This window comes from Lyngbya sp. CCY1209 (genome assembly GCF_055795065.1).
Map to the genome: position 1 here is coordinate 1 of NZ_JAYFER010000135.1, position 12370 is coordinate 12370.

Consider the following 12370-nt stretch of genomic DNA (forward strand, 5'->3'; position numbering starts at 1 on the left):
GTTATCCCCTCCTAAACCTCCCCAATCATCTTCAGATGATTTGAGCTATTAGCTTGGGAATTGATTCCCAAGCGGTTGCTCGTACCCAAAAAGGGCGCAAGCCTTGCGCCCCTACAAAATGACTTATTCAAACTGCTTGAAAAATGCGATCGCATCCTTCAACGCTGCCGCGAAGGCATCGATATCCTCGCGGGTATTGTAGAAATAGCAACTCGCCCGGGCCGTTGAATTCACGTCCAAATAGTGGTGCAACGGTTGGGTGCAGTGGTGTCCGGAACGGATGGCGACACCCGCATCGTTCAGCATCGTTGAGAGGTCGTTGGCGTGGATATTTCCGGCGGAAAATGACGCCAGTCCCGCCCGTCCTTCGCCCTCGGAATCGGGTTTGGGGCCGTAGATTTTCACCTCGGGAATATCCTTTAATTTGTCGAACAAATAGGCGGTGAGTTCCGCTTCGTAGGCGTGGATTTTGTCCATGCCGATTCCCATCAAATAATCCACCGCCGCGCCGAGGGCGATCGCTTCTCCGATAGCCGGAGTTCCGGCTTCAAATTTGTGGGGCAGTTCCCCGCAGGTGAACCCCTCCAAAGACACTTCGCCGATCATCTCGCCGCCGCCCAAAAATGGCGACATCGACTCCAAAACTTCCCGCTTTCCGTACAGGAATCCGATGCCGGTGGGGGCGCACATTTTGTGTCCCGAACCCACCAGCCAATCGCAGCCGATCGCCTTGACATCCACCGGCATATGTGGTAAACTTTGGCAGGCATCGATTAATACTTTCGCGCCGTGTTCGTGGGCGATCGCGGTAATTTCTTCGACGGGATTGATGCAGCCCAAAACGTTGGAAACGTGGACGACGGAAACTAACTTGGTGCGATCGCAGATCAGGGATTTGAACTGTTCCAAATCGAATTCCTGGGAGTCCGTCAATCCCACATATTTGATGACAGCCCCCGTCTTTTTCGCCACCATCTGCCAGGGCACCAAGTTGCTGTGGTGTTCCATCACCGTCAGGATGATTTCGTCCCCGGCTTGCAGGTGTTCCAATCCCCAGGAATAGGCGACCAAATTGATCGCTTCGCTGGCGTTGCGGGTGTAGATGATTTCCTGATAAGAATCCGCGTTGACGAACCGGACGACTTTTTGTCGCGCCCCCTCGTATTCGTCCGTCGCTTTGGCACTCAAGGTGTGGATGCCCCGGTGGACGTTGGAATTGTATTTTTGGTAATAGTTTTGAATCGCATCCAAAACCGCCCGGGGTTTTTGAGATGTGGCTGCGTTATCCAGATACACCAGGGGATGTTCGTTGATTTCCTGGTGCAAAATCGGGAAATCTCGCCGCACCTTTTCGCCCAATGTTCTTTCTTGAATCAGTGTCATTTCCTCTAATTCCTTACGTTTAGTGCAGTTTTCATAAAGGGGAAAGCGGGGCGCAACCCCGACGAGTTGCGCCATCCATTTAGAACTCGTGTTCTTCGGTGCGACAGGCCACGCATCGGGCGAGGATGTGTCGCAGGGAAACCAACGGCAACCGATCCAAAATTTCTGCTGCAAAAGCATCAATTAATAGGTTACGGCTGGTGGTTTCGTCGAGTCCCCGACTCCGCAGGTAAAAAATCTCGTCCGCCTCCAGTTGGCTGACGGTGGCGCCGTGGGCGCATTTGACGTTATCGGCGACAATTTCCAACTGGGGTTTGGTATTCACCCGCGCCTTCGGAGATAGCAACAAATTGCGGTTGAGTTGAGCCGCGTCGGTCATTTGTGCCATCTGGGGGACGACGATGCGACCGTTAAAAATGGCGTGGGCGCGATCGTCGATAATGGTTTTGTGCAACTGGTCGATCGCGCCGTGGGGATGGTTCAAAAACACCGCGCTGTGGGTGTCCGACACCTGTTCGCGGCCGATCAGCGTCAACCCGTTCAGGTGGGTTTCCGTGCCCTCTCCGGTCTGGTAAACGTCGAGGGTGTGGCGGGAGAGTTTCGCCCCCAAACTGATGGCATTGCAGGTATAGCGACTGTTGCGGGCCTGGGAAATGGCGCTGCGTCCGATGTGGAAAGCCGACCCATTATCCCGCTGCATTCGGGTATGGTTAATTTCCGCATTTTCGCCTACCCAAATTTCGGTGACGGCGTTGGTGAAATAGGCGGTTTTCGCGGGGCGATCGGAACAGCCTAAAATGTCGGCGGTGGCGTAATGTTCCACCAGCGTCGCCTTGCTGTTCGGTTCGGCAACCACTAAAGCGCGGGGCTGACTGGTGACGGAAGTTTCTCCATTTAGGGAGATAAATAATAGGTGGATGGGAGTTTCGATCGCCTGATTTTTGGCGACCCAAACCACCGCCGCATCGGCCAGGGAGGAGGTATTCAAAGCGGTGAAAACTTCCTTGCTGTCCGGTTGTTGGGCGATGTAGTCCCCCAGGCGATCGCGGTAGGGTTCCGATAGCTGTCCCAGAGTCCCGACAAATACCCCCGTGGGCAGTTTTTGCAGGTCGGAAAGTTCCGGGGCGAAGTGGCCGTTGACGAACACCAGGCGCGTTTCTTCCGCCTCCGCCAACAGCAAAGGCGCGATCGCATCGATGGGCAGTTCCACCGCCGATGCTGCCTCGAATTGCAATTCTAATAAAGGTGCCAGATCGGTAAATCGCCAATCTTCATTCCGCCGGGTGGGAATCGCCAATTCCCGCACCCAACTCGCCGCATTATCCCGCACCTGCTGCAACTGTTCGGCGATCGCCCGTTCCAGGGGAAAAGCCGCCGGAACTGGGAGAGAAGTCGTGACGCGATCGAGTAGCCGACTCAAATAGGAAACTTCCGGTTTTTCTTTAACTTGAACCATTAATTACACCCCCGCAGTCGCCGCTGCAATTACATCATCATAGCCCTGTTCTTCCAATTCCAGGGCGAGATCCTTGCTGCCGGTTTTGATAATCCGGCCGTCGGCCATGACGTGAACGTAGTCGGGGACGATATAATTCAACAACCGCTGATAGTGGGTGATCACCAACATCGAATTATTTTCATTCGCCAACTGATTTACGCCGTTGGCGACAATTTTCAAAGCGTCGATATCCAAGCCGGAATCGGTTTCGTCCAAAATTGCCAATTTGGGTTCCAGCAACGCCATCTGCAAAATTTCGTTGCGCTTTTTCTCCCCGCCGGAGAAACCCTGGTTGACGCTTCTTTCCAAAAATTCGGGCTTCATTTTGACGACCTCCAACTTTTCGTGGATCAGATCGTCAAAGTCAAACACGTCCAATTCTTCCAATCCCTGATGTTTCCGCTTGGCGTTGTAAGCCACCCGCAGAAAATCCATATTGCTGACGCCGGGAATTTCGATGGGATATTGGAACGCCAAAAACAGTCCGGCTAACGCCCGTTCGTCGGCTTCCATCTCTAGGATATTTTGTCCCAAAAAGCTGATTTCGCCCCCCGTCACTTCATAGGCGGGATGTCCAGCAAGAAGTTTGGAAAAGGTACTTTTTCCGGAGCCATTTTGACCCATGATCGCGTGGATTTCCCCGGCTTTGATTTCCAGGTTGAATCCTTTTAAAATCGGGTTGCCATCGACGGTAGCCGTCAAATTTTTGACGGACAGAATCACTTCGCTATTTTCTTTGAGCATTACTTACCTCTCAGTTACTTTTGATAGTCTTCGTAGAACAAGCTTCTAGCTTGTGAAAACAGGCAGGATGCCTGTGCTACGCGGAGACGATTACAACTCTTCACACCGGACGGGGATCACATAACGGCGGTTCGCCCTCACCCAGCAGGCGGGATCGAGATCTTCCGGGGTAAATAACTGCACCCGCAGCCACGGTTCACCCCGGGGACTGTCGCCAATTTCAAAGACTCCCCGATCGCGTTTCACGGCGTTGATTAACGTGCCCGTGGGAAAGGTGGTGACGATATCTCGACTCCGACGAAAAGGGGGAATATTCCCCCGACAGTTCAACCCGTTCGGGTCTGGATCGACGACTTTCCAAGTGCCGTGATACTGCTGGCGGATGGGATAGTCGCCGTTGCGATCGGGCCAGGAACCGGGGTAGAAATCCGGGGGTTCTTGGGCGATGCCGGGGGCGGTTAATCGCAATAGCCAGACCACTGCCAAACCGCCCAGCAAAAATCCGATCCGCCGGAACCCCTTAGCCAACGGTTCCCTCCAGTTTCAGACTCAGCAATTTGTCCGCCTCCGCCGCGAATTCCATCGGCAGTTTGTTGAACACATCCTTACAGAAACCGCTGATAATCATGGACACGGCGTCTTCCTCGGAAATGCCGCGCTGGGTGAAGTAGAATAGCTGATCTTCTCCAATTTTGGAAGTCGAGGCTTCGTGCTCCACTTTGGCGGTGCTATTTTCCGCCTGGATGTAGGGGAAGGTGTTAGCCTGGGCGCGATCGCCGATCAGCATGGAATCACACTGGGAATAGTTACGGGCGCCCGCCGCTTTCGGTCCCATTTTCACCAAACCGCGATAGCTGTTGGCCGATTTCCCCGCCGAAATTCCCTTGGAAATAATCGTGCTGCGGGTGTTTTTGCCGATGTGGACCATTTTCGTCCCGGTGTCGGCCTGCTGGCTGTTATTGGTGAGGGCGACGGAGTAAAATTCCCCGACGGAATTATCCCCGACCAAAACGCAACTGGGATATTTCCAAGTAATCGCTGAACCCGTCTCCACCTGAGTCCAGGAAATCTTGGAGTTGATGCCTTTACAGAGTCCCCGTTTGGTGACGAAGTTGTAAATGCCACCCTTGCCGTTTTCGTCCCCCGCGAACCAGTTCTGGACGGTGGAATATTGAATTTCGGCATTGTCTAAAGCCACCAATTCCACCACCGCCGCGTGCAGTTGGTTGGTGTCGAACATCGGGGCGGTGCAGCCTTCCAAATAGGTGACGGAACTGCCTTCTTCGGCGACAATTAAAGTCCGTTCAAACTGCCCCGACTCGCCGTTATTGATTCGGAAATAGGTAGACAAATCCATCGGGCATTTGACGCCTTTGGGAATGTAGACGAAGGACCCGTCGCTGAACACGGCGGAGTTGAGGGCGGCGAAGTAGTTGTCGCCCACGGGAACCACGCTGCCGAGGTATTTCTCGATCAGTTCGGGGTGCTCTTCCACCGCTTCGGAGATGGAACAGAAGATGACCCCCTCTTCGGCGAGTTTTTCTTTGAAGGTGGTGGCGATGGACACGCTGTCGAAGACGGCATCGACGGCCACGTTAGCCAGCCGCTTCTGTTCGGAGAGGGGGATGCCCAGTTTTTCAAACGTATCCAGCAGGGTGGGATCGACTTCATCCAAACTGCCCTTTTTCTTCTCGACTTTGGGGGCGGAGTAGTAGATGATGTTTTGGTAGTCGATGGGGGGATAGTTGACGTGGGGCCAGGTGGGCTCGCTCATCTTCAGCCATTTTTCGTAGGCTCTGAGGCGGAAGTTGAGCATGAATTCCGGCTCGTTCTTTTTGGCCGAGATCAGCCGCACGACCTCTTCACTGAGCCCGCGTGCGATCGTGTCGGACTCGATATCGGTGACGAAGCCGTATTTGTAGGGTTGATTGACTAGGGTTTTGACTGAAGCACTCATAAGTTTAAGTTTGTGTTCTCTCGTGTTCGTTTCGTTGTCAGTCCGATGTTCCGGGATCGGAGGTTCAAAGGACGGCAGATCGGGGGCCGGGGGATGGGGGACTTAAACAACAGATTTGTTACTTAAGTCTATTTTAAGTTACATTAGCAACAAGTGTATTGTCAAAGTCAAAATATTTTAATTTTTGTAAAGATGATGACCACGACCCAGCAGCATTCCACCAAGCAGGACATTCTCAAGCACCTCCTCAAGCGGGGTCAGGCGACGGCTCACGAACTGGCTGAGGCCCTGGCGATCAGCCCCCAGGCGACCCGGCGCCACCTCAAGGATCTGGAAGCGGAGGGACTGATCGGTTACGAGTCGGTACAGTTGGGGATGGGACGCCCCCAACATATTTATACGCTGACGAGTATGGGGCGCGATCGCTTTCCGAGCAGTTACGATGAATTTGCGCTTTCTTTCCTGGACACCCTGGCGGAAACCGTCGGAGCGGAACAGGTGAGCGAGATCCTGCACAAACAGTGGCAGAGAAAGGCGATGGAGTATCGCAAGCGGGTGGGAACAGGTTCAGTGCGCGATCGGGTGGCAAAATTGGTGGAAATTCGCAAAGCGGAAGGATATATGGCCGAGTGGTATGCGGTGGACGCCCAAGACGAATCCGGCACGGCAGAACGCTACATCCTGACGGAACACAACTGCGCCATCTCCAATGTCGCCGAGTCTTTTCCGAGTGTCTGCGGCCACGAACTGGAAATGTTCGGGGCAGTCCTGTTCGATTGTACCGTGGAACGGACGCACTGGCTGGTTAATGGCGAACATCGCTGCGGCTATTTGATCACGAGTCATTGATCGAATCCGTAGCACGGGCATCTGGCCTGTGTTTTGAATAGGCCGACAAGCTGGAAGCTTGTTCTACGCAAATGGAATGTTAAATGTTGAGGCGAAATCGATGGAACCGAATATGGAATTTCTGACGCCGGAGGAGGCGATCAAAGTCGATGCAGCGCTGTTGTCTTCCAAAGAGAAATTTTCGACCCGCCTCGCGATTTACGCCCTCCGCTGCCTGCAACAGATTGCCGAGGAGAAGAATTGCGCGATCGCCGACATCACCCCGGAACAGGTGATCGGGTGGATCAAACAGGACGAAAAAATCCGCCACCAACTGGAAATCGACGAGAGTTTCGAGGTATTTTTCAGCCGCCTGGTGATCTCGTCGATGAAACCCCTGAATCAAATTTCCAAGGAATTGGAAACTCCCGTGGAAGAATTGACGGTGGAACAGGTGGTCGGTTGGTTCGAGAAGGATGGAAAAATCCGGCGCGAAAAGGGGAACGACGCGGCGTTTTTAGATTTGTAGAAAATCGGGGTGGGGGATGGGATGCAGCAGGCGCTGGGGTACGCCGAATTATTGCAAGTACCCTTCGCGTTCAGTTCCAACGGCGATCGCCTCCTGTTTCACAATAAAATTAACACCGATGGCATCCTGGAAAAAGAAATCGAATTTGATGAGATGCCCTCGCCGGAAATGCTGATTATCGGCCGGGGAACTCGAATTAACGAAGATTTCGATAAGTTTTTCTTTACTATCATGGACTTTAAAAAGGCGACGGAATTGTTCGCCGATCCGGATTTTGATGGCGATCCGGTGCAGATTTACGAACCGCAGGGGGACGAATCGCCCGTGCCGCCGGACAATTTGGAGGCGGAAACGGAGGGTTTAAAATATCCTGAAGGGGACGAATCGAGTCGGAGCGATCGCCTTGCAGAAAAACAGGATTGGGGAGATTGGGGCCAGTCGGACGAGTTCAAAGTGAAGCGGTATGTGGTGGCGGACGTTGAGGTGAAAGTCGCCTCGGAACGGGTTCAATATTACGACGCGGACGGCAAATTGGTGACGGAATCCCTCAAGGATTATACCCGCAAAGCGGTCAATCAGGAGTAGGCCTCTTTGGATTATTTTTTGCGGCGGTGGAGTGATGCGGACAAGAAACAGGCGGTGGTGGAAGAATTGGCAAAAGTGGGGGTCTTTTTCGACTTATTGGCGAAAGAAGTGGGGCGGGATTGCGATCCCTTCGATTTGATCTGTCATATCGTTTGGGATGTCCCCCCGCTGACGCGGCGGGAACGGGTGCGGGAAGTGAAAAAACGGGATTATTTCACGAAGTACGGGGAACCGGCGCGGAAGGTTTTGGAGGCGTTATTGCAGAAGTATATTGAAGAACTTATGGCGGCGATCGAGAATCGATAAATAATCATGACATACTTGGGAGCATGAGAAAAATAGGGTGAGGTCGTGCTAAAATAATAAAAAAGAATGGTTTGGAGGAATTAATTGATGTTGTCAACTGAAACTTATACAAAAAATATCGTTGCGAGAATCGAACCCGTCGTTGCAGCTTTGATGGAGGAGCGAGACTGGTTTCGAGAGAAATTGAACGCTCAAGACGTAATTACAGAATTAACTCGGGTGATTCAAAAAACGTTGAGTCCCGAAGAGTTTGCAGCGATCGCGGATGATGATTTGAAGGAACGTTGTAGCGGTATCATGTCAGTCGAAGCTTTTTCGGGCTTTTTAGACGATTTGAGTCCGGAACAACTCGCCATTTTTGATGAAGCCATTCAACGAACCTAAGAAAATCTTGAATACATGAGTTATTTATTGGACACGAATATCATTTCTTTAGCATGAGGATATTTTAATTGCGGCGACGGGGATGGTGAAGGGGTTGACGGTGGTCTCCCGCGATCGCGATTTGGGAAGGATTGAGGGATTGGACTGGCAGACTTGGGAAGATGGAGAAATGGGGAGTTAGGGGGCGGGGTCAATTTGTCGTAAAATGGGGTTGCGGTAGTTCGAGGTTTGAGTGAAATGGCGATCGCGACTCTGGTGAAAAGCATTCAGGACATCATGGGGAAGGATGTCGGCGTGGACGGCGACGCCCAGCGGATCGGACAGTTGGTTTGGTTGCTGTTTTTGAAGATTTTGGACGATAAGGAACAGGAGTGGGAATTGACCCTCGATGACTACCAGTCCCCCGAAGATCGCCATTTATTTAACGATATTTACGAGAAGATTTTGGCGGACTTGCAGTCGGCGGGGAATGCGGGGGAATATTACACGCCCCGGGCCGTGACGCAGTTTATTGTCGATATTCTCGATCCAAAATTGGGGGAAAGTTTGCTCGATCCGGCCTGCGGAACGGGGGGTTTTTTGACCTGTGCGATCGAGCATTTAAACAAACAGGTGAAAACGCCGGACGATCGCCTGGCGATCGAGGCGACGGTACGCGGAGTTGAGAAAAAACCCCTACCCCATCTGTTGGCGATGACGAACATGATGTTGCACGGTATCGACGTGCCGACGAATGTCCGCCGCGACAATACCTTGAGCCGCCCGCTCAGGGATTATAAACCGTCGGAGCGGGTGGACGCAATCCTCACCAATCCGCCCTAGGGTTACAAGTCCTATTCCCGTTCCAAACCGCTGACGATTCGAGAGTTCGATCGCGAAAAGAAATGGTGGAATAACCGGGAGGTGAACGAGCACGCCTGGAAAGTTTCGGCGGGGGAAATTGTGGAGCGAAATTACAATTTGGATTGCAAGAATCCCCACGAAGTTGAGGTGGATCACGGCGATCCGGCGGAGTTGATGGCGGAGTTTTTGGCGATCTCCGAGGAGGTGAAGGCGGTACAGGATGCCCTGAAATCGGAGTTGATGGAGGCGTTGGAAAATTAGGGTTGGCGATAAACCTCTCGACGGTGGGCAATACGGCGTATTGTTACGATTTGGTTGGCATCATCAATGTCGTACAAAATTCGATAGTCTCCAATTCGCAAACGGTAGCCTTGGCTATTTTTCATTTTGATTGCATTGCCGAGCCGGGGATCTTCTCGCATCTGCAACAGGTTTTCAATGATCCTTTGTTTGTTAGGATCGGGAATTTTTTGCAGTTGCTTTTGCACCGCTTTGGGGATGCGAATCTGATAAGTCATGCTTTTTTTTCATCAAGATTGAGATATTGATCGAGGGTGAGGTAATCTCCCGATTGGATTTCGGCTTCGGTTTCCTCGATCGCCTGTTGATAACCTTGCTGGCAGCGGAGTTCGTCGAGTTCGTCGAGGAGTTGCTGATAGGTTTGCAGTTGTAGGACAACCGCTATTTTATTGCCTTCGGCATCGGTGAGGTATTGGGGTGGGGATTCGATGGGGGTTTTGGAGGTTTCCATAGGATTAAAGGGGGAAATTGAGGTATGATGGTTTGAGGATAATTTTAGCATGAAGTTAGGGTCTGGTTGCGATGGTGGATGCTGCGGTGTTGTTGGATAAGTATTTTGATGTGGCGTTTGCGGCGCCGGATGGGGTGGAACGGTTGCGGGAGTTGATTTTGTCTTTGGCAATGCGGGGGCAACTCGTACCGCAAGAGCCCACCGAACAGCCGGCGAGGGAGCTTTTAAAGGAGATTGAGGCGGAAAAGAAACGCTTGGTTAAAGAAGGGAAGATTAAGAAGTCGAAGCCGTTGCCGGATATTACGCCGGATGAGATTCCTTATGAGTTGCCGGATAGTTGGGAATGGATCAAATTGAACAATATATCAATTAAAATTCATTACGGTTACACCGCCTCAGAAAACCATGATTTAAAAGATATTCGTTATAACATCAAATCCGTTTGAATCGCCAGACCACTTGGGAATCAACTCCCAAGGGCGCAAGCCTTGCGCCCCTACTCAAATCATATTCAGATGATTGGAAAGATTGTCCGGTTAGAAAACCGCATCTGATATAATCGATCAATACAAACTCAGATCAAAACCCCCTCCGTGTTCTCTGTGCCTCTGTGGTTCAAATCTCCCCCTCTCCTCTCAAAGCCCCCAGAATTGGGGGTTTGGGCGCCAGTATCGTGGCTTAAAAAAACCGCTCGACCCTCAACGACTTACCCGGCGTCAACTTCTTAATATCCGCCGTCAAATCCAGCCAGGGCTCCAACTGTCCCGCCTGAAACGTGCGACTCATCACCACATAAATCGACGTCTGAGACGCCCCGATTCCCGCCGCGATGACCCCCCGCCAAGAAGGCGCCAACAACTCGTCCGTCACCTGCCACTGATTATCCTCCCACCGGAACCGCCGCCGAAACTGAAACGGGGCATCCTGCTTTCCGACAATCAACATCTTTTGCAATAACTTGCGAATTAAATTGGGAAAAAAGCGGCCGAACGTCAACATCACCACCCGCAATACAATCAACTTCAAGGGCGACATCTGGGTTTGTTTCGCCCATCCCAACTGCCCCTCGATGGAGATTTCGTCCTGTTCCACCGTCACCGTCGCCGGCCCGATCAAATGGCTGACGGCGTTGCGGATTTTCTTGCCCTGGCGAACTTGCAGGGAAATGTTGGTGTCGGAAATCACCAATTTGTCATCCCGAAATAACTTGAAAACGCCGCCTTTGTTCAACCCGACGTACAGTTCCGTCCCCGGCCGCCGCTTGATCAAAATCTTCGCTTCCTTGAGCCAAATACTCGCCACGTCCCGGGGCATCGGTTGGGGCCGATCGCCCGCGAAATCCCGCCAAGCCAACAGATAATTCCAGGTATGATGTCCGATGATGTGGTCGTCGGCGTAGCAGGGCGCCAGGCCGTTTTTTAACCCCTTTAAAAATTGGTCGTTGATGCGGAGGGCGTCGGGGAGCCACTGGCCCGCCAATTCAAAGCCGTGGGGGAAGAAATTGTAGGTGTTGCGACTGCCGTATTCGCCGCCATAGGTCCCGTCCGGGTGGATAAAATGGCCGGCGAGTTCCACCCCCTTGGCGATCGCGGTTTTGAGGCGATCGTCGGGTTTGAGGCGGTCGAGTTCGGCCAGACAGGACAGCGTTAAAGTATGATAGCCCGGATCGCAGCCCTCGTACTCCCGAAACCAGCCCTCCTCACTCTGCCAACTCAGGAGGCGATCGAGTCTGGCGGCCTGTATCCGCCGCCATTTGGAGGTTTGCAGCAGTTGCCCCAGCCGTTCCAACCCGAGGATAATCAACGCTTCGTGGTTGGCCAGCCGGCCGCTTTCGTAGTGGTTCGCCAGCCAGTTGGCCCGCCGTTCCAAAAATTTCAAAGCCTCGTAGTCCACCAACCCCAGCAGGCGATAACTCTCCACGCAGGCTAACAGGGAAAAGGCCGACGCCCCGGCGGCCCGTTCGTAGGGGAAATAGTCGTCGCAGGACCCGTCCGGGTGGGCACTGCGGGCCGCGAAGGAAATCCCGGCTTCCACCCACTCCCGAATCGCCGGGTTTTTGTGGTAGGGGTTGTCGGGAATGTCGGTTTCGTGGGCGAGGGCGAGGGGCCAGACGAACTCCTGGGCCATGCCGCTGGGGAAATCGATAATTTTGTAATGCCAAAAATTGCGATCGAAACAGCCGTAGCTGGGGCTGTGGGGGTTGCGATCGAGCAACGTCAGGATTTTGGGGATTTGCCCCAGGGCTTCGGCGGCGAACAGATCTCGGCTCACGATAGATGGCTGAATGAACTGAACCCACATTCTAGCGGACGATCGCCGCTAAAATAACGGGACGCGATCGCAATTTTGCCATGTCTCAAACCGTCGGTGTCACCAAAGCCATCACCAATCTAAACGACGTTCACAACATATTTCAACTGCGGCAAACTGCCGGCCCGAGTTTTTTTCGGGAATGGTCGGGGCCGTTTGAGATTCGGATGATCCACCATTATCCCCCTTCGATCCCCCCCCCGCCCCCATCCCCCCCAACCCCCCTTTGTAAGGGGGGAGATAAGGGGGGAG

16 protein-coding genes and 1 pseudogene are annotated in these 12370 nt (G+C 52.9%); 9 read left to right on the forward strand and 8 right to left on the reverse strand.

The genetic code is table 11. From position 1 onward, the window contains the following. Nucleotides 1–123: 123 nt before the first annotated feature. From AC0QHF_RS01280 to sufB, 5 genes are all read right to left on the reverse strand, one after another. Nucleotides 124–1383: a SufS family cysteine desulfurase gene (locus AC0QHF_RS01280; RefSeq protein ID WP_324702374.1), complete on the reverse strand. Its 1260-nt coding sequence runs from the start codon at nucleotides 1381–1383 to the stop codon at nucleotides 124–126. A gap of 79 nt (nucleotides 1384–1462) precedes the next feature. Beyond that, nucleotides 1463–2839 carry a Fe-S cluster assembly protein SufD gene (sufD, locus tag AC0QHF_RS01285; protein WP_324702375.1) on the reverse strand — a complete coding sequence of 459 codons (1377 nt, stop codon included), beginning with the start codon at nucleotides 2837–2839 and terminating at the stop codon, nucleotides 1463–1465. A 3-nt stretch (nucleotides 2840–2842) separates the two neighbouring features. Beyond that, nucleotides 2843–3625 carry a Fe-S cluster assembly ATPase SufC gene (gene sufC, locus AC0QHF_RS01290; RefSeq protein WP_324702376.1) on the reverse strand — a complete coding sequence of 261 codons (783 nt, stop codon included), beginning with the start codon at nucleotides 3623–3625 and terminating at the stop codon, nucleotides 2843–2845. Between the two features lie 90 nt (nucleotides 3626–3715). Beyond that, on the reverse strand, nucleotides 3716–4153 hold the full coding sequence (locus AC0QHF_RS01295; RefSeq protein WP_324702377.1) for a hypothetical protein: 438 nt from the start codon (nucleotides 4151–4153) through the stop codon (nucleotides 3716–3718). Continuing rightward, on the reverse strand, nucleotides 4146–5582 hold the full coding sequence (gene sufB / locus AC0QHF_RS01300) for a Fe-S cluster assembly protein SufB (RefSeq protein ID WP_324702378.1): 1437 nt from the start codon (nucleotides 5580–5582) through the stop codon (nucleotides 4146–4148). The genes AC0QHF_RS01295 and sufB overlap by 8 nt, the downstream gene beginning before the upstream one ends. Before the next feature lie 192 nt (nucleotides 5583–5774). Here sufB and sufR point away from each other — a divergent pair, with 192 nt between their 5' ends. From sufR to AC0QHF_RS01335, 7 genes are all read left to right on the forward strand, one after another. Next, nucleotides 5775–6431: an iron-sulfur cluster biosynthesis transcriptional regulator SufR gene (gene sufR / locus AC0QHF_RS01305; protein WP_324702379.1), complete on the forward strand. Its 657-nt coding sequence runs from the start codon at nucleotides 5775–5777 to the stop codon at nucleotides 6429–6431. Between the two features lie 100 nt (nucleotides 6432–6531). After that, nucleotides 6532–6939: a hypothetical protein gene (locus AC0QHF_RS01310; RefSeq protein WP_324702380.1), complete on the forward strand. Its 408-nt coding sequence runs from the start codon at nucleotides 6532–6534 to the stop codon at nucleotides 6937–6939. Nucleotides 6940–6960: 21 nt separating this feature from the next. Next, a complete protein-coding gene (locus tag AC0QHF_RS01315; RefSeq protein WP_324702381.1) occupies nucleotides 6961–7524 on the forward strand; it encodes a hypothetical protein in 564 nt (187 codons plus the stop codon). Between the two features lie 6 nt (nucleotides 7525–7530). Then, entirely contained in the window at nucleotides 7531–7830 is a 300-nt protein-coding gene (locus AC0QHF_RS01320; RefSeq protein ID WP_324702382.1) for a type I restriction-modification enzyme R subunit C-terminal domain-containing protein, read from the forward strand. Between the two features lie 87 nt (nucleotides 7831–7917). After that, complete coding sequence (locus tag AC0QHF_RS01325; RefSeq protein ID WP_324702383.1) at nucleotides 7918–8214, forward strand: hypothetical protein; 297 nt, start codon at nucleotides 7918–7920, stop codon at nucleotides 8212–8214. A 237-nt stretch (nucleotides 8215–8451) separates the two neighbouring features. Next, nucleotides 8452–9036 (forward strand): class I SAM-dependent DNA methyltransferase, encoded by a 585-nt coding sequence (locus AC0QHF_RS01330; RefSeq protein ID WP_324702384.1) that lies wholly within the window; start codon nucleotides 8452–8454, stop codon nucleotides 9034–9036. A gap of 81 nt (nucleotides 9037–9117) precedes the next feature. Next, a complete protein-coding gene (locus AC0QHF_RS01335) occupies nucleotides 9118–9318 on the forward strand; it encodes a hypothetical protein (RefSeq protein ID WP_324702385.1) in 201 nt (66 codons plus the stop codon). Here AC0QHF_RS01335 and AC0QHF_RS01340 read toward each other — a convergent pair. Together AC0QHF_RS01340 and AC0QHF_RS01345 are read right to left on the reverse strand one after the other, a co-directional pair. Next, nucleotides 9315–9575, reverse strand: a complete 261-nt coding sequence (locus AC0QHF_RS01340) for a type II toxin-antitoxin system RelE family toxin (protein ID WP_324702386.1) — start codon at nucleotides 9573–9575, stop codon at nucleotides 9315–9317. The genes AC0QHF_RS01335 and AC0QHF_RS01340 overlap by 4 nt on opposite strands. After that, nucleotides 9572–9808 (reverse strand): hypothetical protein, encoded by a 237-nt coding sequence (locus AC0QHF_RS01345; protein ID WP_324702387.1) that lies wholly within the window; start codon nucleotides 9806–9808, stop codon nucleotides 9572–9574. The genes AC0QHF_RS01340 and AC0QHF_RS01345 overlap by 4 nt, the downstream gene beginning before the upstream one ends. 71 nt (nucleotides 9809–9879) lie before the next feature. Between AC0QHF_RS01345 and AC0QHF_RS01350 the strand changes: the two genes are divergently transcribed. Continuing rightward, a complete protein-coding gene (locus tag AC0QHF_RS01350) occupies nucleotides 9880–10254 on the forward strand; it encodes a hypothetical protein (protein ID WP_324702388.1) in 375 nt (124 codons plus the stop codon). Between the two features lie 232 nt (nucleotides 10255–10486). Here the strand turns inward: AC0QHF_RS01350 and AC0QHF_RS01355 are convergent, their stop codons facing one another. Further along, the gene (locus AC0QHF_RS01355) at nucleotides 10487–12079 is read right to left on the reverse strand and encodes a hypothetical protein (protein WP_324702389.1); all 1593 of its coding nucleotides are present in this window, start codon (nucleotides 12077–12079) and stop codon (nucleotides 10487–10489) included. 80 nt (nucleotides 12080–12159) lie between these two features. On the opposite strand from AC0QHF_RS01355, the pseudogene AC0QHF_RS01360 reads away from it, so the two are divergent. After that, nucleotides 12160–12370 (forward strand): annotated as a pseudogene (locus AC0QHF_RS01360) (hypothetical protein); the annotation flags it as partial.